Origin of the sequence: Variovorax sp. 22077, from assembly GCF_052044195.1 — a bacterium.
GTDB classification, from domain to species: Bacteria; Pseudomonadota; Gammaproteobacteria; order Burkholderiales; family Burkholderiaceae_C; genus Variovorax; species Variovorax atrisoli.
On the sequence record NZ_JBQEQC010000008.1, the window covers coordinates 88,149 to 113,743 of the forward strand.

A 25,595-nucleotide genomic window follows, 5' to 3' on the forward strand; every position below is an offset into this window, starting at 1 on the left:
CGTCGTCATGCGGCGTCCACGAAGGAGCGGATCGCCACGCCCGACTGTTCCAGCAGCGCGCGCACCCGGCGCGCCATCTCCACAGCGCCGGGGCTGTCGCCGTGCACGCAGACCGACTCGGCCTCGATGCGCACCGTGCTGCCGTCGATGGCCGTGACCACGCCTTCGGAAGCCAGCCGCAGCATGCGCGCGGCCACTTCCTCGGCGTCGTGCAGCACCGCACCGGGTTCGCGGCGCGACACCAGCGTGCCCCTGGGCGTGTAGGCGCGGTCGGCGAAGGCCTCTGCCACCGCGCGCAGGCCCGCGTCGCGCGCCCAGCCCAGCAGCGGAGAGCCCGCCAGCGCCACCAGCACGAGGCTGGCGTCGATCTCGCGGATGGCGGCGATCACGTCGCGCGCCTGGCGCTCGTCGTGGGCGATGGTGTTGTAGAGCGCGCCGTGAGGCTTCACGTAGCGCACCGTGGTGCCGGCCGCGGCGGCCAGGCCCTTGAGCGCGCCGATCTGGTAGATCACGTCGGCGCGCAGGTCGGCGCTCTCCACGTCCATGTTGCGGCGGCCGAAGCCCACGAGGTCGCGGTAGGCCACGTGCGCGCCGATGACGACGCCGCGCTCCTTCGCCTGGCGCAGCGTGCGCAGGATGCCGGCCGGGTCGCCGGCATGGAAGCCGCAGGCGACGTTGGCGCTGCTCACGAGGGAAAGCATGGCGGCGTCGTCGCCCATGCGCCATGCGCCCAGGCTCTCGCCGAGGTCGCTGTTCAAGTCGATGTTCATCGTTCGGTCTTCAGTAGGTCGGTCAGTGGAGGCGGCCCGCCGTCTCCCGCACGTCGTCGCGCACGAGCAGCGCGGTGCGGATCGCCACGCGGAAGGCTTCCACCTGCGTCTGCAGCGCCATGCTCGCCACGCCCGGCTTGGAGGCGGCCTGCTCGGGCAGGTAGGGCACGTGGACGAAGCCGCCGCGCGTGTGCGCCAGCATCGGCCAGCTCGCGAGGCGGTGCATCAGCGCGTAGAAGATGTGGTTGCACACGAAGGTGCCGGCGCTGTTGGACACCGCCGCGGGCAGCCCCGCCGCACGCATGTCGCGCACCATGGCCTTGATCGGCAGCGCCGTGAAGTAGGCGGCCGGCGCGCCGGGCACCACCTCGGTGTCGATGGGCTGGTGGCCGGCGTTGTCGGGAATGCGCGCGTCGTCGATGTTCAGCGCGGCGCGCTCCAGCGAGATCTCGGTGCGTCCGCCCGCGGCGCCGATGCACAGCACCAGCGGCAGCGGCCTGCCGCTCTCCACGATGCTTGCCATGGCGGCGTCGAGCACGTGGATCGAGCGGCCGAACACGCAGGGCAGCTGCAGCGCCTGCACCACGGTGCCTTCGCAGCGCCAGCCGTCGAGCGCGCGGGCGATCTCCCACGCGGGGTTGACGGGATCGTTCTCGAACGGCTCGAAGCCCGCGACCAGCACCCGGGGTGCCTTGTCATCGGTGGTCATGCAGGGGCCTCAGCGGAACATCAGGAAGTACATCAGGAAGATGTTGACCACCAGCAGCGTGGCCGCGGTCGGTATCTGCACGCGGATCACCGCGTTCTTGTCGGGCAGTTCCAGCAGCGCCGCCGGCACGATGTTGAAGTTGGCCGCCATCGGCGTCATCAGCGTCCCGCAGTAGCCCGAGAACATGCCGATGGCCGCCATCACCGCCGGGTCGCCGTGGTACACGCCCACCAGCACCGGCACGCCCACGCCGCCCGTCATGACCGGGAAAGCCGCGAAGCCGTTGCCCATGATGATGGTGAAGAGCGCCATGCCCAGCACGTAGACCGCGACCGCGACGAAGCGGATGTCCATGTTGATGTAGCTGGTGGTGACGTACGCCACCGCCTTGCCCACGCCCGCGTCGGAGAACACCAGCCCCAGCATGCCCAGCATCTGCGGCAGCACCACGGCCCAGCCCAGCGCGTCGGTCAGGCGGCGCGACTCGCGCATGCCCTGCACCGGCGTCTCGCGCGTCAGCCAGCAGGCCAGCGCCAGCGCCGCCACGCAGCCCACGCCCAGGCTCACCAGCGTGGTGTTCTTGGGATCGAGCAGGAAGGCGTCGCCGATCTTGACCTTGCTCACGAGCACCGTGCCGATCACGGTGACCAGCGGGATCGCCAGCGCCGGCATGAAGAGCTTGTTGCCCAGGCGCCTGGCGCTGGCCTCGTACTGGGCGGGCGTCGGCTCGTTGTGCTTGCCCGCGCCCACGCCGCGCATGCCGGCGATGACGGCCATGGCGATGGCGCCCACGCCCACCAGCGCGGGCGGCAGCTTGTCGCCCACCAGGAAGACCAGCGAATAGAGGCCCCAGAAGAGCGCGCTGGTGTAGCGCTTGGGATGCTGGCGGTCGGCCAGCGTCATGACCGCCGTGATCGCGAGGATCAGGCCGACCAGGATGTAGAGGTGCTGGATCGAGAGGATCATGATCAGCGGCCTTCCTGGGTTGCGGGCACCGAGGGAACCGCGGGCACTTCAGGCTTGCCGTCGAGTTCGCGCGCCAGCGCCTGGTCAAGCCGGCGCAGGCGCCAGGCGTGGATGATGAAGGCGGCGATGGCCGTCGGGATGCCCCACATCGCGACGTGCAGCGGCTCCACGTCGATGCCGGCCTCGTGCAGGAAGGTGGTCATCAGCACGATGGCGCCGAAGGCCACGAAGATGTCCTCGCCGAAGAACAGGCCCACGTTGTCGGTGGCCGCCGCATAGGCGCGCAGCTTGTGGCGGATGCGATCGGGCAGCTTGCCGTAGCGCGTCTCGGTGGCGCCCTCGGCCATCGGCGCGAGCAGCGGCCGCACCATCTGCGGATGGCCGCCCAGGCTGGTCAGGCCCATGGCGGCGGTGAGTTCGCGCGCGGCCAGGTAGACGATCAGCAGGCGCCCGGCGGTGGCCGACTTGATGCGGCTGATCCAGTTCTGCGCGTGCTGGCGCAGGCCGTGGCGCTCGAGCAGGCCGATCACCGCCAGCGGCAGAAGAATGATCAGCGGCAGGTTGCGCGTCTTGATGAAGCCGTTGCCGATGGCCGTGAGGATCGCCATCGGGCCGAAGCCGGCCGCCGCCGCGGTGGCGATGGCGGTGACGATCACCACCAGCATCGGATTGAAGCGCAGGACGAAGCCCGCAATGATCACGGCGACGCCGATCAGCGGCCAGAGGTGAGGGATGTCAGGAGTCATGTTGGTCTTTCGTTGGGTGATTCGGAGACACCTTGCGCCGGGAGCTCCGGCAGGCCGCTTCTTGCAAACTGCGTGCCAATGAATGAGCAATTCATTTCCACTGAATCACTCATTTCCATTAAATTGTTGAACAATTTATGTGAGTGTGCCCAACAAAGGTGCCCGCATGGCTCCATGAAAACCCTGAGCGCGCCGCCGTCTGGTGCATGCGACGGGGCCCGGCCTTGAGCGGCCGGCGCGGGAAAACCTGCTACAAACGGCCGGTTTCACCGCCCTCCACCCCCGCTCTCCCTTGCCCTGCGCTTTCGGCATGACTCCTCCGGCCTCCACGACCTCTCCCGCCCCGCCCGCAGCCGCTGCGGGCGCACAGACGCTCAATGACCGGGTCGCGGAGCTGATCCGCCAGAAGATCGTGAAAGGCGAGTTCTCCCCGGGGCAGCGGCTGTCGGAGGCCGCGCTGGCCGACAGCTTCGAGATCTCGCGCAACACCCTGCGCGAGGTGTTCCGCACGCTGACCAAGGAAGGGCTGCTCAAGCACGCACCCAACCGCGGCGTGTTCGTGGCGGTGCCGAGCATCGCGTCGATCATCGACATCTACCGCGTGCGCCGGCTCATCGAATGCCAGGCGCTGGCGCAGGCCTACCCGCGCCACCCGGCCAAGAAGCACATGCGCGAGGCGGTCGAGATGGCGCTGAAGTGCCGCGAGGCCGGCGACTGGCTGGGCGTGGGCACGGCCAACATGGAATTCCACATGGCCATCGTGGAGCTGGCCGACAGCGAGCGGCTGAACAACCTGTTCGCGCACATCCTGGTCGAGCTGCGGCTGGCCTTCGGCCTGCTGAAGGACCCGGAGTTCCTGCACGCGCCCTACGTCGACATGAACATGAAGCTGCTCGAGCTCATCGAGGCCGGCAAGTTCGCCGAGGGCTCGGCCGCGCTCAACGACTACCTGGTGCACTCCGAGCGCATCGTGCTGGCGGTCTATGCGCGCAGCATGCCCGAGGGCGGCATCGACAGCTAGGGCGTGGCGCCCGCTACGCCCGCAGGCGTAGCGGGTTCAGGCCTTCAGGTACTCGGCCTTGGTGCCCAGCCAGCGGTCGATGTGCCGCTGCGCGAGGTCGGGGTGCTTGCGCAGCATGACCGGGGCGAGTTCGCGGGCCCAGTCGAGCAGCAGCGTATCGGTCGTGAGGTCGGCGAAGCGCAGCAGCGGCGCGCCCGACTGGCGCGCGCCGAGGAATTCGCCGGGACCGCGGATCTCGAGGTCGCGCCGCGCGATCTCGAAGCCGTCGCTGGTTTCGGCCATCGCCTTGAGCCGTGCGCGCGCCGCCTCGCCGACGCGGCCGCTGTCGCCCGGCGCATAGAGCAGCACGCACGCCGAGGCCGCCGCGCCGCGCCCCACGCGGCCGCGCAGCTGGTGCAGCTGCGAGAGGCCGAAGCGTTCGGCATGCTCGATCACCATCAGCGAGGCGTTGGGCACGTCCACGCCCACTTCGATCACCGTGGTGCTCACCAGCACCTGGATCTCGTTGGCGGTGAAGGCCGCCATCACCGCCTGCTTCTCGGCCGTGGGCATGCGCGAATGCAGCAGGCCGACCTGGATGGGCTCGCCCAGCGTCTCGGCCAGCTCGTCGCGCGTCTCCGTGGCGTTGCGCAGGTCGACGGCCTCGCTCTCCTCGATCAGCGGGCAGACCCAGTACACCTGCCGGCCCTGCGCGATCTGCGCATGGATGCGGTCGATGACCTCGTCGCGCCGGTGGTCGGCCACCAGCCTGGTGACGATGGGCGTGCGGCCCGGCGGCAGCTCGTCGAGCGTGGAGACGTCGAGGTCGGCGTAGTAGCTCATCGCCAGCGTGCGCGGGATGGGCGTGGCGCTCATCATGAGCAGGTGGGGCTCGAGGTGCCCTTCCGCCTTGCCGCGCAGCGCCAGCCGCTGCGCCACGCCGAAGCGGTGCTGCTCGTCGATGATCGCCAGCGCGAGGCTCTTGAAGCGCACCTTCTCGGAGATGACCGCGTGCGTGCCGATGACCAGCGCGGCCTGGCCGCTTTCAACGGCCGCCGACATCTCGTCGCGCTCCTTCTTCTTCTGGCTGCCCGTGAGCCACGCCACGCGCTGGCCGCGCGCGGCCAGCAGCGGATCGAGCCAGCCGACGAGCTTGCCGAAATGCTGGGCGGCGAGGATCTCGGTGGGTGCCATCAGCGCACACTGGAAGCCCGCGTCGATGCAGCGCGCCGCCGCGAGCGCGGCCACCACGGTCTTGCCCGAGCCCACGTCGCCCTGCAGCAGGCGGTGCATCGGGATCTCGCGGCCCAGGTCGCGCGTGATCTCCTCGCCGACGCGCTGCTGCGCACCCGTGAGGCCGAAGGGCAGCACGGCGAGCAGCTGCGAATGCAGCGAGGCCGCGTCGGGTTCGGGCGCAACGGGCGGCAGCACCGGAGCGCGCTGCGCCGCGCGCTCCATCCGCGCCTGCAGCTGCGAGAGCTGCTGCGCGAGCAGTTCCTCGGCCTTGATGCGCTGCCAGGCGGGATGGCTGTGGTCTTCGAGCGTGGCGATCGCCACGTCGGGCGTCGGGTAGTGCAGGAAAGTCAGCGAATCGCGCAGGTTCCACGCGCCGCGGAAACCGATCTGCACGGGAACGGTCTCGTCGAGCACCGCGCGCGCCAGGCCCGAGCGCACCTCGCGCCGCAGCACCGGCTGCGGGAGGCCGGCCACCGTCGAGTACACCGGCGTGAGCGCATTCGGCAGCGCGGTGCCGGCCGCCTTCACCGTCGGATGCATGATCTGCCGCCCCACGAAGCCGCCGCGCATCTCGCCACGCACGCGCACCCGTGCGCCCACCGCGAGCTGCTTCTGCTGCGAGGGGTAGAAGTTGAAGAAGCGCAGCTGGCAGGTGTCGCTGCCATCGTCGATGGTCGCGATCAGCTGCCGGCGCGGGCGGTACACCACCTCGCATTCGGTGACCACGCCCTCGACCTGCGCCATGTCGCCGTCGCGCGTGTCGGCGATGCGCACGATGCGCGTCTCGTCCTCGTAGCGCATCGGCAGGTAGAGCGCGAAGTCGATGTCGCGCACGAGGCCGAGCTTGCGCAGCGCACGCTGGACCTGGCTCAGGCCGGAGCCCGGCGGCGACGGCTTCGCCGGCGCGGCGGCCGTGGCTTCGGCGGGGGGAATCGGGGCTTTCTTGGCGGGCACGGGCGAGTCTTCTAGCGTGGCCGGCAAAGGTCCGTCAAGGCGCTGCGGGCGTCGGGGAACATGAAGCGGAAACCCGACTGCAGCAGCCGCGCCGGCACCACGCGCTGGCCTTCGAGCAGCAGGTCGGCCTGCTCGCCGAGCAGCAGCTTGACGGGCGCGGCCGGCGTCGGCATCCAGCAGGGCCGGTGCAGCACGCTCGCGGCGACGCGGGTGAACTCCTCCTGGCTCAGGGCGCCGGGTGCGGTGAAGTTGAACGCCTGCGCGGCCGGGGGTGCCGCAGCGTCTTCGGTCAGGGTCCACACGTGCGCCATCGCGCGGATCAGGTCGTGCACGTGCACCCACGACAGCCACTGCCGCCCGCTGCCGAGCCGCCCGCCGAAGCCGAGCGAGATCGGCAGCAGCAGCTGCGGCAGCGAGCCCTGGTGGCCCAGCACGAAGCCGAAGCGCATGCAGGCCACGTGCACGCCGTGCGCCACCGCCGCCTGCGCCGCCTGCTCCCAGCGCTGGCACAGCTGCGACATGAAGATCGGCTGCGGCGGCGCGTCTTCCGCGAGTTCGCGCGCGTCGCCCTGCGGCTGCACGCCGTAGTAGCCGATGGCGGAGCCGGACAGCAGCAGCCAGGGTTTGCGCGGCCGCGCCGCGATCCACGCGACCAGCTGCTGCGTCAGCCCTTCGCGGCTTTGCAGCAGCTGCGCCCGGCGCCGCTCGCTCCAGCGCATGCCCAGGATGCGCGCACCCGCGAGGTTGACGACCACGTCGATGTCGTCGGCCGCCGGCACTTCGTCGAGCGACTGCACGCAGCGCACCGCGCCGCCGAAGTTCCACGCGGCCGACCGCGCATCGCGCGTCCACACCGTCACGGCATGACCGTCGGCCGCCAGTTGGCGCACGAGCAGCTGGCCGATGAAGCCCGTGCCGCCCGTCACCAGCACGCGCTGCGGTTTCGATCCGAAGCGCACCGGCGCCTGTGCATCGCGCGCCTGCTCCTGCTCGCCGCGCCTGAAGAGAGCGCGCGCCGCGAAGGCATCGCGCAGGCCCGAGAGGCCCACGCCCACGCCGCACAGCGCGAGGAAGGCGCCGAGCCAGCCCTGCGGCTGCCACACCATCGCGGTGGGCCGGGCGGCCCAGTCCGTCGCGCTCATCGCCAGCAGCGCGATGAAGGCACCCGCGTTGATGGCCAGCACCGTGTGCGTCACGCGCTCGGTCGGCGGCAGCAGGCGGCTGCGGTCCTCGACGACGAAGTCCCACAGCGTGAGCACGATCTCGACGCCGAACACCGCGAGCAGCACCCACGCCCAGGCGCCGTGCCAGGCCCAGGACGACAGGCCGATGAAGAGCGCGCAGTAGATCGACGAACGCGTCGCGTGGATCGCCAGCTCGCGCCCGGCCGTGCCGCGCCGCGGCAGCGCCTCGGTGCCCTCGTGGTGGTAGAGCGTGTCGAAGGCGCCGAGCGCGCCTTGCGCGGCCATGAGCTGCAGCGCGAGCAGGTGCGTGTCGATCATGCGGGCACCGCCTTCGGCTCGGCGACCTCCTCGAACACGCCGACCTGGGTGAAGGTCGTGCCCATCAGGCAGTGGCGGATCTCGATGCGGATGTTGAAGCGCTCCGGCGTCTCGTTGTGGTGCCAGAGAAAGGTCTTGCCGGGCGTGAGCACCCCCGGCAGCGGGATGCGCCAGCCGAAAACCTCCCAGAAGTAGCCGTCGCTCTGGAAATGCAGGCTGCCGTTCTCCACGCTCAGCACCAGTTTCATGCCCAGCCCCATGCCCACGTACTCCAGCACCTCGCCGCGCTCGCTCTCGCGCATGAAGCTGGTGAACTGGATCGGCCTGCGGCCGTGCAGGCGGTAGATGCGCTGCTTGTAGATGGCCGGGTCCTGCGGCCTGGCGTAGACCTGGATCTCCACGGGGAAGTCGGCGTCGCTGTAGGGAATCAGCGCGCCCTGGATCATCGGCTGCGTGATGTGTCCCAGCAGCTTGCCGAAGCGCGAGCAGCGCAGTTCGCTCAGCGAGCCCAGGTAGTGCAGCGCCTTGCCCGGCGACGGGTTCTTGTCGAAGCGGCGGCGGATGTCGGGGTGCAGGCCCAGCCAGGCGGCGCCGAGGATCTTCTTGAAGAGCTCCCCCTCGGAGGGACCGGGCGACGAAGCTGAAGAAACACGCGCGGCTAGTGAATCGACCATCCGCCGATTCTGCCTCGGACAACCCCGCGAAGCCCGCGGAAATGGCCGGCTTTCGCGGCATGGGACAATCGGGCCCTCCCCGCGTCCCACCGCTTCCCGTCTTTCTTGGAACGGGCCCGTCCGGCCCTCAAGCACATGCGCGCTTTCACGCTCTCCGATTTCGATTTCGCCCTGCCGCCCGAGCTGGTGGCGCAACACCCGGCCCCCGAACGAACCTCCTCCCGCCTGCTCGACGGCACGGGGCCCGCACCGGTCGACCGCATCTTCAGGAACCTGCCCTCGCTGCTGCGGCCGGGCGACCTGCTGGTCTTCAACGACACCCGCGTGGTGAAGGCCCGCCTCTTCGGCGAGAAGCCGACCGGCGGCAAGCTCGAGCTGCTGGTCGAGCGCGTGCTGCAGGGCCAGGAAGTGGTGGCGCACATGAAGGTGAGCAAGAAGCCGCCCGTGGGCACCACGCTGGAGATGGTCGGCGGCTTCCGCGCCACGCTGCTGGGCCGCTGGCCGGACGAGAACGGCGCCCTCTTCCGCTTCGCCTTCGAGAGCGGCACCGGCGAGAACCCCTACATGCTGATGGAACGCTGCGGCCACGTGCCGCTGCCGCCCTACATCACCCACACCGACTCGGCCGAGGACGAGAGCCGCTACCAGACCGTGTTCGCGCGCGTGCCCGGCGCGGTGGCCGCGCCCACCGCCGCCCTGCACTTCGACGAAGGCCTGCTGGCCGAGCTGGAGGCGAACGGCGTGCAGCGCACCAACGTCACGCTGCACGTGGGCGCCGGCACCTTCCAGCCGGTGAAGACCGAGAACATTTCAGAGCACACGATGCACGCCGAGCGCTACGAGGTGCCCGAGTCGACGCAGCGCGCGATTGCCGATTGCAAGGCGCGCGGCGGGCGCATCGTGGCCGTGGGCACGACCACCGTGCGCACGCTCGAATCGTGGGCCAGGAGCGGCGAGGCCGCGGGCGACACGCGCATCTTCATCACGCCGGGCTTCGTCTTCGAGCACGTCGACCTGCTGGTGACCAACTTCCACCTGCCCAAGAGCACGCTGATGATGCTGGTCTCGGCCTTCGCTGGCTACGAGCGGGTGATGGGGCTGTACGCCCATGCCATCGCCGAACGCTATCGCTTCTTCAGCTATGGCGATTCCATGCTGCTGGCACGCAACCAGGACTGAACGACATGCTGAACTTCGAACTCCTCAAGACCGACCCCGACAGCCACGCGCGACGCGCCACGCTCACGCTCAACCACGGCAAGGTGCAGACGCCGATCTTCATGCCCGTGGGCACCTACGGCACGGTCAAGGGCGTGATGCCGCGCAGCCTGGAAGAGATGGGCGCGCAGATCATCCTGGGCAACACCTTCCACCTGTGGATGCGCCCGGGCCTCGACGTGATGGCCAGCTTCGGCGGGCTGCACCAGTTCGAGAAGTGGGACAAGCCCATCCTCACCGACTCGGGCGGCTTCCAGGTGTGGTCGCTGGGCGCGATGCGCAAGATCAGCGAGGAGGGCGTGAAGTTCGCCTCGCCGGTCAACGGCGACAAGCTCTTCCTCACGCCGGAGGTCTCGATGCAGATCCAGACCATCCTCAACAGCGACATCGTGATGCAGTTCGACGAGTGCACGCCCTACGACACCAAGGGCCACATCACGACCGAGGCCGAGGCGCGCATCTCGATGGAACTGAGCCTGCGCTGGGCCAAGCGCTGCCAGGCCGAGTTCTCGCGCCTGCAGAACCCGAACGCGCTCTTCGGCATCGTGCAGGGCGGCATGTACGAGAACCTGCGCGAGGAGTCGCTCGCGGCGCTGGTCGACATGGACTTCCCCGGCTACGCCATCGGCGGCGTGAGCGTGGGCGAGCCCAAGGAAGAGATGCTGCACATCATGGGCCACACGCCGCACCGGCTGCCCGCGAACAAGCCGCGCTACCTGATGGGCGTGGGCACGCCCGAAGACCTGGTGCAGGGCGTGGCCGACGGCGTGGACATGTTCGACTGCGTGATGCCCACGCGCAACGCGCGCAACGGCACGCTCTTCACCCGCTTCGGCGACCTGAAGATGCGCAACGCGCGCCACAAGAGCGACCCGCAGCCCATCGACCCGAGCTGCACCTGCCATGCCTGCGCGGGCACCTCGGGCGTGAGCTGGAACGACGGCGGCCGCGAAGGCTTCAGCCGCGCCTACCTGCACCACCTCGACCGCTGCGGCGAGATGCTGGGGCCGATGCTCACCACCATCCACAACCTGCACTACTACCTGAACCTGATGCGCGAGATCCGCGAGGCGCTCGACGCGGGCACGTTCACCGAGTTCCGCGCGCGCTTCAAGTCGGAGCGCGCACGAGGCGTCTGAGGCTTCGCCTCACTTCAGCGGAAGGATCGGCAGCGGCGTGGCGTAGGGCTCGACGCGCAGCGCATCGTTCTTGAACACCACGATCTGCCTGAGCGGCGCCTGCACCAGTGCGCCGCCTGCGTCCTTGCTCGATGCGTACTGCCACAGCGTGAGCTGGCCTTTGGCGGCGAGCTGGGTCGCCAGCCGTTCCACGGCGGGGCCCGAGCCTGCGCCGAGCAGCGCGGCGTCGGCGCCGACGATCACCTCGTCGCGCGGCGAGACCACCTTGAAGAGCTGGACACCCGGCGCTGCCCCCTGCGCCCGAACCGAGCGCACCGCCAGCGCGGCGGGAACGAGCATCGCGAGCGCAACGAGGGTGCGGCGGCGGGGGAGGGTCTTCGTCTTCATGGAAGCAAGCGTAGCCACGCACGTGCGCGCCGCCCATTCGCCGGAAGCCATACACCGGATACACCGGCCGGCCGCTATCCGCTACGCTTGCCGTCCGTCTCCAACGCCGTTGCTGCATCCCCATGACCGACGCATCACAACTTTCGCCCTACACCGCCCGCTATCCCTCGCTGGCCGGACGCACCGTGTTCATCTCCGGCGGCGCCAGCGGCATCGGTGAAGGGCTGGTGCGGGCCTTCCATGCGCAGGGCGCGAAGGTGGGCTTCTGCGATCTCGACAGCGCTGCCGGCAATGCGCTCGCGGCGCAGTTGCAGGGCGAACACCCGGTGCTCTTCCTGCCCTGCGACGTGACCGACACGGCCGCCCTCGCGGCCACCATCGACGCGGTGCGCCAGCGCTTCGGGCCGGTGTCGGTGCTGCTGAACAACGCCGCCAACGACCGCCGCCACGAGATGGCCGACGTGACCGACGAGGACTTCGACCGCCTCGTGGCCGTCAACTTCAAGCACCAGTTCTTCGCAGCGCAGGCGGTGGCCGACGACATGCGCGCGCTGGGCGGCGGCTCGATCATCAATTTCGGCTCGATCAGCTGGATGATGAAGGGCAGGGGCTACCCGGTGTACCAGGCCTGCAAGGCCGCGGCGCGCGGCCTCACGCGCTCGCTGGCGCGCGACCTGGGCAAGCAGAACATCCGCGTGAACTCGATCGTGCCGGGCTGGGTGATGACCGAGCGGCAGATCAGGCTGTGGGTCAAGCCCGAGTCGGCCGCGGAGATCGATGCGGCGCAGTGCCTGCCGGGGCGCGTGATGGCGGAGGACATCGCGGCGATGGCGCTCTTCCTCGCGGCCGACGATTCGCGCATGTGCACCGCGCAGGATTACGTGGTGGACGCGGGCTGGACCTGAAAAAAAGCCTCGCGCATTGCGCGAGGCTTTCTGTTCTGGAACACCGCGGAACCGGCTTCGCCGGGCCGAAGGTGCTGCCCCCTGCAAGGGGGTTGGCGCAGCGACACGAAGTGCGTGCAGCCCGGGGGTGTGCTCAGTCCCGCAACTCAGCCGGAACCGTACCGCCGTTGGCGGCCAGCTTGGTCATGACCTGGCGGTGCAGCCAGATGTTCATCTTGGCGCTGTCGCTGGTGTCTTCACCGTAGCTCAGCTCGGCGGCCAGCTGCTTGCGGGCTTCGAGGCTGCTGTCCAGGCCCAGCAGCTTCATCAGGTCGACGATGGAGGTGCGCCAGTTCAGGTTCTTCGAGCCCGGCATCGCGTCGAGCACGGCGGCCACGTCGCCCAGCGGAATGGCCGGCGGCGGCGCGGCCACGGCGGGCGCCGGTGCATCGGCTGGAGCCGCGGGGGCTGGTGCCGGGGCCTCAGCGGCTTTGGCGCCCGGGAAGATCTTGGAAAGGATGCTGCCAAAAATGCTCATGCTTGTGCTCCGTCGAAGGGTTGGCTGGAAGTCTGCGGCAACACTTGTGTCGCAGCCGGGGTTTGTAGCACGGCCCCGCGGCATGTCCGCTACATGACGTGTCGAAGCTTCCGCGCGCCGTGACCGAATTCGCAGACTACGCCTTCGCCGTCCCGAGAGGCGGCAGCACGCGATTCGCGGCCGAGGTGCCGCACGCGTGGCAGAACTTGGAGAACGCGCTCTTGCGCGTATCGCAATTGCCGCAATGGTCGAACAGGCCGATGCCGCAGTGCGGGCAGAAGTCGATCTCGTTGTTCTTCGGGTCCACCGGCCGCTCGCAGCCCGGGCACACGCTCTTGGCCAGTCGCGCGAGCGCGGTGTCGTAGCTCAGTTCCTCGCGGCGCACCTGGTCGGGCTGCTGCTCGGCCAGCTTCTGCCGCGCGAGGTAGCGGTTGAGCGCGACGATGGCGTAGCGCCCCACCAGCACCGTGAGCACGATGCCCACCACGTAGCGCACGTAGCCGCCGTAGCTCGGCAGGTAGGGCACCAGCTCGACGAAGAAGGCGAACAGCGCGAAGAAGATGAAGCCCCACACGAAGGGCCAGTAGGTGCTCTTGCGCTTCTTCACGAAGAGCCAGCCCGCCACCACCAGCAGCGGCAGCGTGAGCGCCAGCCGGTAGGCGAACACGCGCAGCTCCACGCGGCGGTACTCGGCCTCCAGCTTGATCTGCGCATCGCGCTCCAGCTCCGAAAGCGCGATGCGTGCGCGCTGCTCGCCCTGGCGCGCATCCAGCGTGATCTGCTGCTGCGCGTTGACCTTGCGCTGCAGCTCTTCCTCCTTCTGCTTGAAGGCGTCGAGCGCCTTGGTGCGCGCGATGAGCTCGGCGTCCTGGTCGGGCAGCGCGGTGGCGCGCCGCGTGGAAAGCCAGTTGGCGAAGGTCTCGCGCGCATTGCGGCTGGCCTGCTGGGCGGCGTTGAGCTGCAGCTGGATCTGGTCGAGCTCGCGCGCGGCCTGCAGCTCGGCGGCCTCCGATGCCTTGATGGTGGCGCGCAGCGGCTCGGCCCGTTGCTTGTCGATGAAGTCGTCGAGCTGGCGCACCCGCTCGACCTGCGGCAGGTCGCTCACCACGGTGCTGCCGAGCCCGATGAGAAAGCTCGCGAACACCAGCGCCACCAGCCAGAGGCCGCGGCGGAACCATTTCTCGGAAAGTCTCAGGGACTTGCTCATGTTGTTTTCTCCTTGTTCCTTCTCACTGGAGCTTCAGCGTCACCGGCGCCGCGCCCAGGCCTGCGCGGGGCATCCAGGCGAACACCGAATCGACCGTGACCGTCTCGATGCGATCCGAAAAACGCTTGTCGTTGGGATGATCGTCGAAGGCCACATTGGCCGAACCCACGCGGCCGCCCAGCCGCGTGAGCGGCCCGAGCTTCAGCGTGCTGGGCTCGTAGCCCTTGAACTGCATCCACGCCTGCGCCTGCGCGCGGTCGGCGATGGTGGCGGGTTCCATCGCGGCGGCCATGGTTTCCATGGCCCACTGGTTCGACTGCTGGTACTTGCGGCCCCACGCGTAGCTCACGATGCTGTAGGGCTGCGTGTGCAGCCGCACGATGCGTGCGGGCGATTCGTTCAGTGCGGCCAGCAGCCGAGCCTGCACCTCCGGCGTGGGCACGACCCATGCGGCCTCATAGCGCCAAAGGTCGTCGAGGAAGAACTCCCCGAGCCCCTGGCGATAGACCTCGGCCACCGCCGTGCCGCACTGGTTGAGCTTGTGCACCACGCGCCACGGGCCGGCCTCGGTCCTGTAGGCGAAGCCCAGGTGCGAGTAGCGCAGGCCGTACTTGCCGAGGTCCTGTCCGGCGCGCGCGAGGATCACCACGCGGGCTCCGCTGGCGTCGAGCGCCTGCGAGGTGCGCTCGGCCAGCTGCATGCCCTTGGCGATCACGGCCGGCGTGGGCCGGATCTGCTCGCAGGAGCGGCCGGCCTGGGCCTGCATCGGCAACAAGGCCACCGCAGCCGCCAGCGCGAGCAGCGGGACCAGCGCGGGATTCACGACAACCTCTCGTTGTGCAGCAGCGCGCGGCCGATGGCGTTGGGCACGAAGGCCAGCACCTCGCCGGCTGCCGACAGCACGACGCCCGAGCCGATCACGGTGACGAGGACGCTGGTACCCACGGCCTTCGAGGCGCCATCGGCCACGCGGCCGGCGACCTTGATGCTGGCGCGCGCGCCGTCGGAGGCGCGTTCGAGCACGTACACCGTGCCGTCCACCGAGGCCTCGACCGCGACCACGGCGAGGGTCGAGCCGCCCACCGAGAGCGCGGCGGGCAGCGCGACCGCCGTGGTGGCCGAGGCACCGACGGCGGAGCCCGCGACCACCACCGACGCCACCGGCATCAGCGAGAGGGCGAGCGAGGCATCGCTCTGGGCCTGGGCTTGCAGGGGAACCGCGACACCGGCGAAGACAGTGCTGGCGGCGACGAGGGCGGCGGCAATCGACTTCCTGATCATGATGAGTCTCCGTTCTTCGGGTGCGTGAGTCATTCGGCGGCAGCAGCGGCGGCGGCTTCGGCGCGCGCCATCCGGCGGCCCTGCAAGCGGGCTTCGGCCAGGTCGGCCTCGTGGCGGTCGCGCAGCGTCTTGGCCAGCGTGAAGGCCGAGCTGATGAGGAACAGCCAGCTCACGCCCAGGAAGGCCTTGTAGGCGTCGTTGATCTCCATGCGCACGAGGCCCCAGCCGGTCAGGCCCATCGCGACGAAGAAGCTGCCCCAGACGACCAGCTTCCACATCGGCACGTCACGCGACGCTTCGGAGCCCCGCTCGGCGGCCTGCTGGCTGTCGCGCACGAACTTCGACAGCATGAAGGCCGTGCTCAGGCAGAAGACGTAGCCCATCACCATGAACGCACGGTCCAGCGCCTCGCCCGGCAGCCAGCTCAGGCCGGTGGCGCACAGGAACACGGCGATCGCGAACGAAGCCCAGGCCTGGAAATGCCAGGCCCGCGTGTCGCGCTGGATGAAGACGGTCGTGGTCGATGAGAAGGGTTGCATGGATGCCTCGCGGCGTAGTGAAGGTGAGCGAATGATGGTTCGCTTCCGCACCGCGAGGCTTGAATGCTTGCACCGGTTGCGGTTTCCGGCGCCGCCGGTATCCGCAAGCGATACTTTTCAGGGGTTCAGGAGGCCAGCAGGGCGCCCACGCGCTGGCGCAGCCCCTCGGGCTGCACCTCGGCCGGCGGCACCGGGGCGCCGACGTTCAGGCCCACGCGGCTGAAGAAGCCGCGGCGGAAGGGCTTGGCCATGGCCACGCGCTCGCCGCCGCGCAGCTCGATGCGGCTGAAGTACGAGCCCCAGAGGTTGATCAGCGCCATCGGGACCACCGGCGGCTCGATGCCCTGGGCGCGCGCGCCCTCGAGGATCTTCATCACGCCGCCCTTGAAGGGCTGCAGTTCACCGTCGCGCGTGATCGCGCCCTCGGGGAAGATGGCCAGCAGGTCGCCCTCGCGCAGCACTTCCTGCGCCTTGGCGAAGGCGGCCTCGTAGGCGGCCGGGTCTTCCTTCTGCGACGAGATGGGAATGGCCTTGGCCAGCTTGAACAGCCAGCCCAGCACCGGCACCCTGAAGATGCGGTGATCCATGATGAAGCGGATCGGCCGTGGGCTCGCCGCCATCAGCAGCACCGCGTCGATGAAGCTCACGTGGTTGCACACCAGCACGGCCGCGCCCTCGGTGGGGATGTGCGTCTCGCCCCGGATGTCGAAGCGGTAGACGAAGCGCGAAAGCACCCAGGCCACGAATCGCAGCAGGTACTCGGGCACCAGCATGAAGATGTAGAACGCCACCACCGCGTTGGCGATGCCGGTGAACAGGAAGATCTGCGGAATGGTGAATCCCGCGCCCAGCAGCGCGCCCGCGATGACCGAGCTGCCGATCATGAACAGCGCGTTGAGGATGTTGTTCGCCGCGATGATGCGCGCACGGTGCGTGGGCTGGCTGCGCAGCTGGATCAGCGCGTACATGGGCACGCTGTAGAGCCCCGCGAACAGCGACAGCAGTGCGAGGTCGGCCATCACGCGCCAGTGCGCGGGCTGGTGGACGAAGGTGCCGATGCCCATCTCGGCCACCTTGGGCAGGCCGCGCGAGGCGAAGTACAGGTCGATCGCGAACACGCTCATGCCGATGGCGCCCAGCGGCACCAGGCCGATCTCCACCTGCCGGCGGCTGAGCGTCTCGCACAGCAGCGAGCCGACGCCGATGCCCACCGAGAACACCACCAGCAGCAGCGAGGCCACCTGCTCGTCGCCGTGCAGCACTTCCTTGGCGAAGCTCGGGAACTGGCTCAGGAACACCGCGCCGAAGAACCACATCCACGAGATGCCCAGCAGTGAGCGGAACACCACCACGTTCTCGTTCGCGAGCTTGAGGTTGCGCCAGGTCTCGCTGACCGGGTTCCAGTTGATGACCAGGCCCGGATCGGTGGCCGGCGCGCGCGGAATGGCCTGCGCCACGCCCCGGCCCACCAGCGCCAGCAGCACGCAGCCCACGGCGACGCTCGTGTGGCCGACGTTCGGCAGGGCCACCAGCAGGCCGCCCGCCACCTGCCCGAGCAGGATGGCGACGAAGGTGCCCATCTCGACCATGCCGTTGCCGCCGGTGAGCTCGCGCGCGTCGAGCACCTGCGGCAGGTAGGCGAACTTGACCGGGCCGAACAGCGTCGAGTGCAGCCCCATGAGGAACACGCAGGCCAGCAGCACCACCGCATTGGCCGTGACGAAGCCCCAGGCGGCGATCAGCATGATCACGATCTCGAGGTCCTTGACGAAGCGAATCATCTTCGTCTTGTCGAACTTGTCGGTGAGCTGGCCGGAGGTGGCCGAGAACAGCAGGAAGGGCAGGATGAAGAGAGCGCCGATCACCAGGCCCGCCATCGAAGGCGGCATCCAGCTCAGCTGGAGCTGGTAGGTCACCATCACGGTGAAGGCGAACTTGAAGAGGTTGTCGTTCGCCGCGCCAGCGAACTGGGTCCAGAAGAAGGGCGCGAAGCGCCGCTGCCCGAGGAGCGCGAACTGGTTGGCGTGGGCGTTCTCCTCGTGAGCCACGGGCGTGGCCGGGGCTGCGGCGGCGGGATTTGTCATTCGAAGAGTGCTCCTCATGCGGCCACGGCGGCGGCGCCCGGATTGTGCCGCAGCGCGGCTTGCCAGCGCATCTCCAGCTTGCGCAGCGCGAACACCACGGGCAGTCCGGCGAACGAGGCCGTCAGGTGCTTGAGCGTGTGGCCCGACACCGTCTGCTGCGTGAATTCGTAGATCTGGTGGTCGGCCATCTCGAAGCCCTTGGCCAGCACGTAGAAGAAGATGATCCAGCCCAGCTTCAGCCCCACCGACTTGCGCATCGGCGTGGCGAGCGCCAGCGTCAGCACCAGCGCCATGCCGCCGAACTGCACCAGCGCCCAGGGCATGACGTTGCCCGTCTCCTGGAACACCTCGGCCGACAGCAGACCGGCCGTCAGCACGAACCAGGCGGCCGGCCAGCCGGCGCGCTGGCTCACCCGTTCGCAGACCGCCACGCCGATCAGCCCGGCGAAGGCCACCGCCATGCCGGCGCGGTCGGCAGCAAGCCGGGGGCCGTCGGGCATGAGGTGGTAGAAGGCCGAGCCGGCGGCGGTGGCGATCAGGCCGGCGAAGAAGAGCCACGCGCAGTCGAGCGTGTTGTCCGGCGGGTCGCTGGCCGGCGGGGCCAGCGGAAACTGCGACAGCGCCTCCTGGTGCGAGCGGTCGATGCGGTTGAGCCGGTACAGGCCCCACAGGCCGATCACCACGAAGGGGATGTTGCTCAGCACGTCCATCGCGTTGGGCAGCCCGTGCCAGGCGCGGTTGTCGGCGAACACCGAGGCGATGGCGACGTCGGCGGCCGGCAGCTCGGGGCCGAAGAAGCCGATCAGCGCGAGCAGCGCGAAGGTGAAAAGCAATCCGCGTTCGCGGCGGCTGAGGGAGGGCAGAAGCATGGCGGTCCTCGGTGGTGGTCTGAACTGGCGCGGAATTTAGGGTCCGCACCCCTCCAGAGGCATCGAGAATCGATACGAGGTACTAATTCACACCCGGTGGTATCTCCAATTGATACTTGCCGACGCCCGTGTACGCTTCCGGCCCATGAGTACCACCGTCGATCTCGTCCAAGCCCTCAAGAACGAACTCAAGAACGCCCGCATGACCTACGCCGACCTGGCGCGGTCGCTCGACATGGCCGAATCCAGCGTCAAGCGCATGCTGGCCAAGAGCGACATGCCGCTGTCGCGCGTGGACGCCATCTGCCGGGCGCTGAAGATCGATTTCGCCGAGCTGGCGCGCCGCGTGGCCGACGCCCAGCCGCTGCTGAAGGAGCTGACGCACGAGCAGGAAAAAGCCGTGGTCAAGGACAAGAAGCTGCTGCTGGTGGCCATCAGCGTGCTGAGCCAGTGGACGCTGGAGCAGATCGTGGCGGCCTACCGCGTGAGCGAGGCCGAGTGCATCGGCTTCCTGGCCCAGCTCGACCGCATCGGCATCATCGAGCTGCGCCCGCTCAACCGGTATCGCCTGAAGCTCGCCAAGACCTTCCGCTGGCGCCCGCACGGGCCGGTGATGGAGTTCTTCCGCGAGAACGTGGTGCTCGACTACTACAAGGGCGGCTTCGACGGCCCGGCCGAGGGCCTGCTGCTGGTGCACGGCCAGATCAGCCGCTCGCTGGCGCCCGCCTTCCTGGAACGCCTGCAGCGCGTGGCGCAGGACTTCGCCCAGCAGCACCAGACCGACCAGAAACTGGCCGCCAAGGACCGCGAGGGCTACACGCTGCTGCTGGGGATGCGGAACTGGGAGTTCGAAGCTTTCACGCGGCTCCGTAGAGCATGAGGCTCAATCCAGGAACACCGAGGAACCGGCTCCGCCGGGCCTCTGGTGTTGCCCCCGGTAGGGGGAAGGCGTGCGCGACACGAAGTGCGCGCAGCCTGGGGGCGAGCCCTATTTGGCTGATTCCAGGGTGTCGCGCATGGTGCGCGCGGCAGTCTTGGCCGCTTCGGCGAAATCGTCGCCCGACGAGGCGTAGATGATCGCGCGCGACGAGTTCACGACGATCGGCGCATCGGGGCGCCAGCCGGCGCGCACCGTGGCGACGGCATCGCCGCCCTGGGCGCCGACGCCGGGGATCAGCAACGGCACCGTGGGCGCGAGTTCGCGCACGCGCTCGATCTCGGCGGGGTAGGTCGCGCCCACCACCAGGCCGAGCTGGCCGTTGAGGTTCCACGGCCCCTGCGCCAGCTTGGCGACGTGTTCGTACAGGAAGGGCTGGCCTTCGACGTCCGCCAGGCGCTGGCCCTGCAGGTCGGAGCCGCCGGGGTTGCTGGTGCGGCACAGCAGGAAGGCGCCCTTGCCCTCGTGCTTGAGGTATGGCGCCACCGAGTCGAAGCCCATGAAGGGCGACAGCGTCACCGCGTCGGCGCCGTAGCGCTCGAAGGCTTCGAGGGCGTACTGCTCGGCGGTGGAGCCGATGTCGCCGCGCTTGGCGTCGAGGATCACGGGCACATGGGGCGCGTTGCGGCGCATGTGCTCCATGAGCTTCTCGAGCTGGGCTTCGGCGCGATGGGCGGCGAAGTAGGCGATCTGCGGCTTGAAGGAGATGACCAGGTCGGCCGTGGCGTCGACGATGCGAGCGCAGAAATCGTAGATGCGGGTGGCGTCACCCTTGAGCTGACCCGGGAACCGGGCAGGCTCCGGATCGAGCCCCACGCAAAGCAAAGAACCGTTTTTTTGCTGTGCGGCGGCCAGCTTGTCGAGAAAAGTCATGAGGCCCGATTTTAGGCGGGCCGTCCGCGCCCCTCAGTTCGGGGTGGGGGAATGCTGCTCGGCGGCAAGGCAGAGGTCGGCCCAGGCACGGGCCTTGTCGGCCGGATTGCGCAGCAGGTACGCGGGGTGGTAAGTGGCGACGACCGAGGCGCCCTCCACGCCGTCCAGCGGCACCGTGCGCCCGCGCAGCTTGCCCAGCGGGTCGCCGCTGCGCATCAGGCTCTGGGCCGCCAGCGGCCCCATGGCCAGCACGACGCGCGGGGCGACGGCCGCCGCGTGCTCGCCGAAGGCCTCCTCCATGGCGCGCGGGCTGCCGGGCTGGCCCGAGGCCACGCCGCGGTGGGTGCGCATGAGGTGCACCGGCGTGCTGCCGTCGTGCAGCTTCAGGGCGCGCAGCATGTTGTCGAGCAGGCGGCCGGCGTCGCCCGCGAAGGGATCGCCGTGGCGGCCGTCGGCCTCGGGCGGCATGTCGGCGACGACCAGCCAGCCGCCCTGCACGGAGTCGGCGGCGCCGGCATCGGCATAGAGGCGGCAGGGCGCTTCGACCAGCACGGCCGCGCCCTGGGTGACCGGTGCGGAGGCACGGGGAGCCGGCGCGGGAGCCTGCACCGGCGCGGCGACGGGCCTCGCGGCAGGCGGCGGCGGCGCGGCCACGGGCATCTCGGCTTCGGGGAGCTCGTCGACGACGGGCACTTCTTCCTCGACGGGCGCCGAAGCCTCGGGCGCGGCAGCCGCTTCGACCGCCTCGGGCACGGGCCACCAGACCTTCACGCCCATCTCGTCGAGCATGGCGCGCTGGCGGGCGTCCAGCCTCAGCGTCTGCACCGCGGCGCTCATCGCAGGCCTCCCCAGGCAGTGGGGCTCTCGTTCAGCCGCAGGCTCATGACGACCGCGTCCTCGCGCTTGCCGCCATGCGCCGGGTAGTAGCCCTTGCGCACGCCGACGCTGCGGAAGCCCTGGCGCAGGTAGATGTCGAGCGCGCGCTGGTTGCTCTGGCGCACTTCGAGCCAGAGCCACTGCGCGCCCTCGGCGCGCGACCAGCCGCCCAGCGCCTCGAGCATGAGCGGCGCCCAGCCCTGGCGCTGGAAGGCCGGCGCCACGGTGATGTTCAGCAGGTGCACCTCGTCGACGCCCTTCATGGCGACGAAGTAGCCGATCAGCGTCTCGCCCAGCTGCGTGACCGGCGAGTTCACGCCCGGCGCCACGCCGGGGGCCAGCAGGCACTGGCAGTGGTAGCCCACGGCCATGGAATCGGTGAAGTTGGCGCGCGTCCAGGGATGGCTGTAGGCCGTCTGCTCGACCGCGCAGACGGCGTCGATCCGCTCGACGGTGAGCGGTTCGAGGCGGGCTTCGACGGGCTGGAGGACGGCGCTCATGCGTGGGTGACTAGCGTGCTGCGGCGGCAGCCTTGATGGCGGCGCGCTCTTCGGTGGTTTGCGCCACTTTATCGCGAACGTAGAGCGGCCAGGCCTGCGCGGCCGGCACGGTGCGCCCGGCGGCGAGCAGCGCGGGCGCCAGCCGCAGCATGGCGGCGGCCATCGGCAGCGCCTCGTGGCAGGCCGCGGCAGGGGCCAAGCGTTCGCCGTAGGCGGCGAAGGCATTGCCGGCGAGCGCCCAGCCGGCGGGCACTTCGAGTTCCTCGGGGGCCAGCAGCAGCGGCTCCTCGCCGCCTTCGGGCTGGCCGAACGGGCCGTGCGCCGCGAAGTCGTAGCGCGCGGCATAGACCTGCTCCATGCGCGCGTCCAGCGCCGCCACCACCTGCTGAGCACCAAAGGCGTGGCGCGCCTCCTCGGCCACCGCGAGCAGGGTGTCGACCGGCAGCAGCGGCACCTTGGCGCCATAGGCCAGGCCCTGCGCCACCGAGCAGGCGGTGCGCAGTCCGGTGAAGGAGCCCGGACCGCGGCCGAAGGCGATGGCGTCGAGCTCGGCCAGCGCAAGGCCGGCTTCGCCCAGCAGCTGCCGGATCACGGGAAGAAGGGTGCTGGAGGCCTGCGCACCGCCGGCGCCGTCGTGCGCCAGCAGCCTGTCGCCATGCAGCACGGCCACGGAGAGGTGTTCGGTGCTGGTATCGAAGGCGAGCAGCTTGGGCGAGACGGGAGACATCCCTGCGATTATCGAGCGCCGGGCAATTCCGAAGCCCCGCCTGCGGTATCGGCAGGTTTGCCGCCATCGGCATCGTCGCTGCGCAGGATCGCCAGCCCCGCCCGGCGCAGCGGCACCAGCGCCGCGGCCGGCGCCTGCGGCGAAACCAGCAGCGTGCCGGCCGACGCCACCGGATTGACCACCCAGGCCGACGCCGCGCCGATCTTCTCCGACGAGGCCATCACCACCGTCTCGGCCGCCGAGGCCATCAGCGCACGCTTGATCTCGGCCTCTTCCAGGTCGCCGGTGGTCAGCCCGGCCTCGGCGTGAACGCCGGTGACGCCCATGAAGAAGGTGTCGGCATGGATGCGCGAGATGGCCGCCATCGCCGCCGAGCCCACCGCCACCATCGAATGCCGGAAGAGCCGCCCGCCGATCAGTACCACCTCGATGCCCGCATGCGAGGCCAGTTCCACCGCCACCGACGGGCTGTGCGTGACCACCGTGGCCTGCAGGTTCGCCGGCAGGTGGCGCGCAAGCTGCACGGCGGTGGTGCCGCCGTCGATGAACACCACCTGCCCCGGCTTCACCAGGCGCGCGGCGGCGCGGCCGATGGCGATCTTCTCGTCGGGCGCAAGCTGCTGGCGGCCGGCGAAGTCGGCCTCGGCCGCCGCCAGCGGCAGCGCGCCGCCGTGCACGCGCTGCAGCAGGCCCTCGGCCGCCAGCTCGCGCAGGTCGCGGCGGATGGTGTCTTCCGACAGGCCGAGTTCTTCGCTGAGCGACTTGGCGACGACGTTGCCGTCGCGCCGCAGGACCGAGAGGATGTGTTGCTTGCGCTGGCTGGTGAGCATGCGGCGATGGTATCGGCTCGCGCCGCCTTTTGCACGATTTTTCTTGTTATTGCACGAATTCGCACGCATACTGGCCGCCATGACCATCCAAGACCGCGTCCGGGTGCACGAAGTCACCCTGCTTTCCGACAACTGGTACACGCTGCGCACCACCGCCTTCGACTGGCGCCGCAACGACGGCCAGTGGCAGCGCATGCACCGCGAGACCTACGACCGCGGCAACGGCGCCACCCTGCTGCCCTACGACCTCCAGCGGCGCACCGTGCTGCTCACGCGCCAGTTCCGCTATCCGGCCTTCGTCAACGGACACGACGACCTGCTGATCGAGGCCGCCGCCGGCCTGCTGGACGACGCGGCGCCCGAGGAGCGCATCCGCGCCGAGGTCGAGGAAGAACTCGGCTATCGGCTGGGCGAGGTGCGCAAGATCTTCGAGTGCTTCATGAGCCCGGGCTCGGTCACCGAGAAGCTGCATTTCTTCGTCGCGCCCTACGAGTCGTCGATGCGCGTCGGCGAAGGCGGCGGGCTGGCCGAGGAAGGCGAGGACATCGAGGTGCTCGAGCTCGGCATCGACGAGGCGCTGGCCATGGTGGCCGACGGCCGCATCGCGGACGCCAAGACGGTGATGCTGCTGTATCACGCCAGGCTGCACGTCTTCCCGCCGGGATAATGGGCGGATGCCCTTCGCCTTTCGTCGCGCGGCCTGCGCCCTGATCTTCACCACGCTGGCCCCTGCCGGCGCATTCGCCCAGCAAGCCCTCCCCACCCAGGTCGAAGCCGCCCTCGCCCGCGCCAAGGTGCCGCGCGAGTCGGTGACCATGCTGGTCGCCGAGGCCGACGGCACGCGCCAGCCGCGCCTGGCCTGGCGCACGCAGGCGCAGGTGAACCCGGCGTCGATCATGAAGCTGGTGACGACCTACGCCGCGCTCGACATGCTCGGCGCGGCCTACAGCTGGACCACGCCGGTCTACGTCGACGGCACGGTGAACAACGGCGTGCTCAACGGCAACCTCTACATCAAGGGCCAGGGCGATCCGAAGCTGGTGCTGGAGCGCATGTGGCTGCTGCTGCGCCACGTGCAGGGCCTGGGCATCACCACGGTGAGCGGCGACATCGTCCTCGACCGCAGCGCCTTCGAGACCACGGTGGAGGGCGACCCCGCCGCCTTCGACGGCGAGCCGCTGCGCCCCTACAACGCCTCGCCCGACGCGCTGCTGGTGAACTTCAAGTCGGTCAACATGACTTTCGCGCCCGACCGCGCGGGCCAGATCGCACGCGTGAGCTACGAGCCCCCGCTGGCCAGCGTGGCGATGCCGCAGACCGTGGCGCTGGTGCCCGGCGAATGCGGCGACTGGCGCGGCACGCTGCGCGCCGACTTCTCCGACGTGAACCGCATCCGCTTCAACGGCGGCTTTCCCGGCGGCTGCGGCGAGAAGAGCTGGGCCGTGGCCTACGGCGACCCGCGCACCTACGCCATGCGCGCCATCGGCGGCATGTGGGCCGAGATGGGCGGGCGCGTCGGCGGGCAGATGCGCGAGGGGCGCGTGCCGGCGGGGCTGAAGCCGGCCTTCGAGTTCGAGTCGCCGCCGCTGGCCGAGGTGATCCGCGACATCAACAAGTACAGCAACAACGTGATGGCGCAGCAGCTGTTCCTCACCATCGGGCTGGCGCAGAAGAACCGCGGCACCTTCGAGGCCTCGCGGGCGGCGCTGGGCCAGTGGTGGCGCGACCGCATCGGCACGGGCGAGGCCCAGCCGGTGTTCGAGAACGGCTCGGGCCTGTCGCGCGACGAGCGCATCAGCGCCGCCGCGCTCGGCAAGATGCTGCAGGTGGCATGGCGCTCGCCGGTGATGCCGGAGCTGATGTCCTCGCTGCCCGCCATGGGCGTGGACGGCACGCTGAAGAAGCGCACGATGCGCTCCGGCGGCTCGGCGCACCTGAAGACCGGCACGCTGCGCGACGCCTCGGGCGTGGCCGGCTACGTGGATGGCGCGAGCGGGCGCCGCTACGTGCTCGTGGCCATCGCCAACGGCGAGAACGCCGGCGCCGCGCGCGCGGCCTTCGACGCGCTGGTCGACTGGGCCTCGCAGGACAACTGAGGGCAGGGCGCGCGGGCCCCTGCCGGCCTCGGCCCATGGCGCCGAGTACTGAA

At 69.8% G+C, this 25,595-nt stretch carries 27 protein-coding genes; 7 read left to right on the forward strand and 20 right to left on the reverse strand.

Translation table 11 applies throughout. From position 1 onward, the window contains the following. Positions 1–5: 5 nt before the first annotated feature. From ACTJLF_RS13755 to ACTJLF_RS13770, 4 genes are read right to left on the reverse strand one after another with little or no spacing between them, the layout of a single operon-like run. On the reverse strand, positions 6–770 hold the full coding sequence (locus ACTJLF_RS13755) for a LamB/YcsF family protein (RefSeq protein WP_019653953.1): 765 nt from the start codon (positions 768–770) through the stop codon (positions 6–8). A 22-nt stretch (positions 771–792) separates the two neighbouring features. Next, positions 793–1,479: a pyroglutamyl-peptidase I gene (gene pcp, locus ACTJLF_RS13760; RefSeq protein ID WP_354423870.1), complete on the reverse strand. Its 687-nt coding sequence runs from the start codon at positions 1,477–1,479 to the stop codon at positions 793–795. A gap of 9 nt (positions 1,480–1,488) precedes the next feature. Next, positions 1,489–2,445 carry a DUF979 domain-containing protein gene (locus ACTJLF_RS13765; RefSeq protein WP_019653951.1) on the reverse strand — a complete coding sequence of 319 codons (957 nt, stop codon included), beginning with the start codon at positions 2,443–2,445 and terminating at the stop codon, positions 1,489–1,491. 2 nt (positions 2,446–2,447) lie between these two features. Next, positions 2,448–3,191, reverse strand: a complete 744-nt coding sequence (locus ACTJLF_RS13770; RefSeq protein ID WP_026346307.1) for a DUF969 domain-containing protein — start codon at positions 3,189–3,191, stop codon at positions 2,448–2,450. A 310-nt stretch (positions 3,192–3,501) separates the two neighbouring features. Between ACTJLF_RS13770 and ACTJLF_RS13775 the strand changes: the two genes are divergently transcribed. Continuing rightward, positions 3,502–4,212, forward strand: coding sequence for a GntR family transcriptional regulator (locus ACTJLF_RS13775; protein WP_019653949.1), 711 nt, complete (start codon positions 3,502–3,504; stop codon positions 4,210–4,212). 36 nt (positions 4,213–4,248) lie between these two features. On the opposite strand, the gene recG is transcribed toward ACTJLF_RS13775, so the two are convergent. From recG to ACTJLF_RS13790, 3 genes are read right to left on the reverse strand one after another with little or no spacing between them, the layout of a single operon-like run. After that, the gene (gene recG, locus ACTJLF_RS13780; protein WP_354324947.1) at positions 4,249–6,381 is read right to left on the reverse strand and encodes an ATP-dependent DNA helicase RecG; all 2,133 of its coding nucleotides are present in this window, start codon (positions 6,379–6,381) and stop codon (positions 4,249–4,251) included. Positions 6,382–6,392: 11 nt separating this feature from the next. Then, positions 6,393–7,883, reverse strand: a complete 1,491-nt coding sequence (locus tag ACTJLF_RS13785) for a TIGR01777 family oxidoreductase (protein WP_440883255.1) — start codon at positions 7,881–7,883, stop codon at positions 6,393–6,395. Beyond that, entirely contained in the window at positions 7,880–8,557 is a 678-nt protein-coding gene (locus tag ACTJLF_RS13790; protein WP_354414497.1) for a DUF4166 domain-containing protein, read from the reverse strand. Before ACTJLF_RS13790 ends, ACTJLF_RS13785 begins: the two co-directional genes overlap by 4 nt. A 135-nt stretch (positions 8,558–8,692) precedes the next feature. Here ACTJLF_RS13790 and queA point away from each other — a divergent pair, with 135 nt between their 5' ends. Then, the gene (gene queA / locus ACTJLF_RS13795) at positions 8,693–9,736 is read left to right on the forward strand and encodes a tRNA preQ1(34) S-adenosylmethionine ribosyltransferase-isomerase QueA (RefSeq protein ID WP_440883256.1); all 1,044 of its coding nucleotides are present in this window, start codon (positions 8,693–8,695) and stop codon (positions 9,734–9,736) included. 5 nt (positions 9,737–9,741) lie between these two features. Beyond that, positions 9,742–10,914, forward strand: coding sequence for a tRNA guanosine(34) transglycosylase Tgt (gene tgt / locus ACTJLF_RS13800; protein WP_019653944.1), 1,173 nt, complete (start codon positions 9,742–9,744; stop codon positions 10,912–10,914). 9 nt (positions 10,915–10,923) lie between these two features. Here tgt and ACTJLF_RS13805 read toward each other — a convergent pair whose 3' ends face one another. After that, positions 10,924–11,301 carry a hypothetical protein gene (locus ACTJLF_RS13805; RefSeq protein ID WP_132754265.1) on the reverse strand — a complete coding sequence of 126 codons (378 nt, stop codon included), beginning with the start codon at positions 11,299–11,301 and terminating at the stop codon, positions 10,924–10,926. Between the two features lie 122 nt (positions 11,302–11,423). Here ACTJLF_RS13805 and ACTJLF_RS13810 point away from each other — a divergent pair, with 122 nt between their 5' ends. Next, positions 11,424–12,206, forward strand: a complete 783-nt coding sequence (locus ACTJLF_RS13810) for an SDR family oxidoreductase (RefSeq protein WP_132754267.1) — start codon at positions 11,424–11,426, stop codon at positions 12,204–12,206. A gap of 133 nt (positions 12,207–12,339) precedes the next feature. Here ACTJLF_RS13810 and ACTJLF_RS13815 read toward each other — a convergent pair whose 3' ends face one another. The 7 genes from ACTJLF_RS13815 to ACTJLF_RS13845 form a co-directional block, all read right to left on the reverse strand. Then, positions 12,340–12,723, reverse strand: a complete 384-nt coding sequence (locus ACTJLF_RS13815) for a DUF3597 domain-containing protein (RefSeq protein ID WP_019653942.1) — start codon at positions 12,721–12,723, stop codon at positions 12,340–12,342. 136 nt (positions 12,724–12,859) lie between these two features. After that, the gene (locus tag ACTJLF_RS13820) at positions 12,860–13,930 is read right to left on the reverse strand and encodes a serine endopeptidase (RefSeq protein WP_440883257.1); all 1,071 of its coding nucleotides are present in this window, start codon (positions 13,928–13,930) and stop codon (positions 12,860–12,862) included. A 22-nt stretch (positions 13,931–13,952) separates the two neighbouring features. Further along, positions 13,953–14,696 (reverse strand): DUF2145 domain-containing protein, encoded by a 744-nt coding sequence (locus tag ACTJLF_RS13825; protein ID WP_440883325.1) that lies wholly within the window; start codon positions 14,694–14,696, stop codon positions 13,953–13,955. A gap of 53 nt (positions 14,697–14,749) precedes the next feature. Next, positions 14,750–15,211 carry a hypothetical protein gene (locus tag ACTJLF_RS13830; RefSeq protein ID WP_440883258.1) on the reverse strand — a complete coding sequence of 154 codons (462 nt, stop codon included), beginning with the start codon at positions 15,209–15,211 and terminating at the stop codon, positions 14,750–14,752. A 29-nt stretch (positions 15,212–15,240) separates the two neighbouring features. Beyond that, positions 15,241–15,750: a YiaA/YiaB family inner membrane protein gene (locus ACTJLF_RS13835; protein WP_145759618.1), complete on the reverse strand. Its 510-nt coding sequence runs from the start codon at positions 15,748–15,750 to the stop codon at positions 15,241–15,243. A 125-nt stretch (positions 15,751–15,875) separates the two neighbouring features. Then, positions 15,876–17,834 (reverse strand): MFS transporter, encoded by a 1,959-nt coding sequence (locus tag ACTJLF_RS13840; protein WP_440883259.1) that lies wholly within the window; start codon positions 17,832–17,834, stop codon positions 15,876–15,878. Positions 17,835–17,848: 14 nt separating this feature from the next. Then, complete coding sequence (locus ACTJLF_RS13845; RefSeq protein WP_019653936.1) at positions 17,849–18,703, reverse strand: hypothetical protein; 855 nt, start codon at positions 18,701–18,703, stop codon at positions 17,849–17,851. Between the two features lie 145 nt (positions 18,704–18,848). On the opposite strand from ACTJLF_RS13845, the gene ACTJLF_RS13850 reads away from it, so the two are divergent. Further along, positions 18,849–19,583, forward strand: coding sequence for a helix-turn-helix domain-containing protein (locus ACTJLF_RS13850; protein ID WP_019653935.1), 735 nt, complete (start codon positions 18,849–18,851; stop codon positions 19,581–19,583). Between the two features lie 108 nt (positions 19,584–19,691). Here ACTJLF_RS13850 and pyrF read toward each other — a convergent pair whose 3' ends face one another. From pyrF to ACTJLF_RS13875, 5 genes are read right to left on the reverse strand one after another with little or no spacing between them, the layout of a single operon-like run. Beyond that, positions 19,692–20,513, reverse strand: a complete 822-nt coding sequence (gene pyrF, locus ACTJLF_RS13855; RefSeq protein ID WP_019653934.1) for an orotidine-5'-phosphate decarboxylase — start codon at positions 20,511–20,513, stop codon at positions 19,692–19,694. Positions 20,514–20,546: 33 nt separating this feature from the next. Beyond that, complete coding sequence (locus tag ACTJLF_RS13860) at positions 20,547–21,350, reverse strand: uracil-DNA glycosylase family protein (protein ID WP_440883260.1); 804 nt, start codon at positions 21,348–21,350, stop codon at positions 20,547–20,549. After that, a complete protein-coding gene (gene rimI / locus ACTJLF_RS13865) occupies positions 21,347–21,889 on the reverse strand; it encodes a ribosomal protein S18-alanine N-acetyltransferase (protein ID WP_019653932.1) in 543 nt (180 codons plus the stop codon). Before rimI ends, ACTJLF_RS13860 begins: the two co-directional genes overlap by 4 nt. Positions 21,890–21,899: 10 nt before the next feature. After that, entirely contained in the window at positions 21,900–22,616 is a 717-nt protein-coding gene (gene tsaB / locus ACTJLF_RS13870) for a tRNA (adenosine(37)-N6)-threonylcarbamoyltransferase complex dimerization subunit type 1 TsaB (RefSeq protein WP_440883261.1), read from the reverse strand. A gap of 8 nt (positions 22,617–22,624) precedes the next feature. Next, positions 22,625–23,446, reverse strand: coding sequence for a DeoR/GlpR family DNA-binding transcription regulator (locus ACTJLF_RS13875; RefSeq protein ID WP_019653930.1), 822 nt, complete (start codon positions 23,444–23,446; stop codon positions 22,625–22,627). A 79-nt stretch (positions 23,447–23,525) separates the two neighbouring features. Between ACTJLF_RS13875 and ACTJLF_RS13880 the strand changes: the two genes are divergently transcribed. Both ACTJLF_RS13880 and dacB read left to right on the forward strand, forming a co-directional pair. Further along, positions 23,526–24,113, forward strand: a complete 588-nt coding sequence (locus ACTJLF_RS13880; protein WP_132754287.1) for a GDP-mannose pyrophosphatase — start codon at positions 23,526–23,528, stop codon at positions 24,111–24,113. 7 nt (positions 24,114–24,120) lie between these two features. Next, positions 24,121–25,542 carry a D-alanyl-D-alanine carboxypeptidase/D-alanyl-D-alanine endopeptidase gene (gene dacB, locus ACTJLF_RS13885; protein WP_126183749.1) on the forward strand — a complete coding sequence of 474 codons (1,422 nt, stop codon included), beginning with the start codon at positions 24,121–24,123 and terminating at the stop codon, positions 25,540–25,542. The last annotated feature ends 53 nt before the right edge of the window (positions 25,543–25,595 follow it).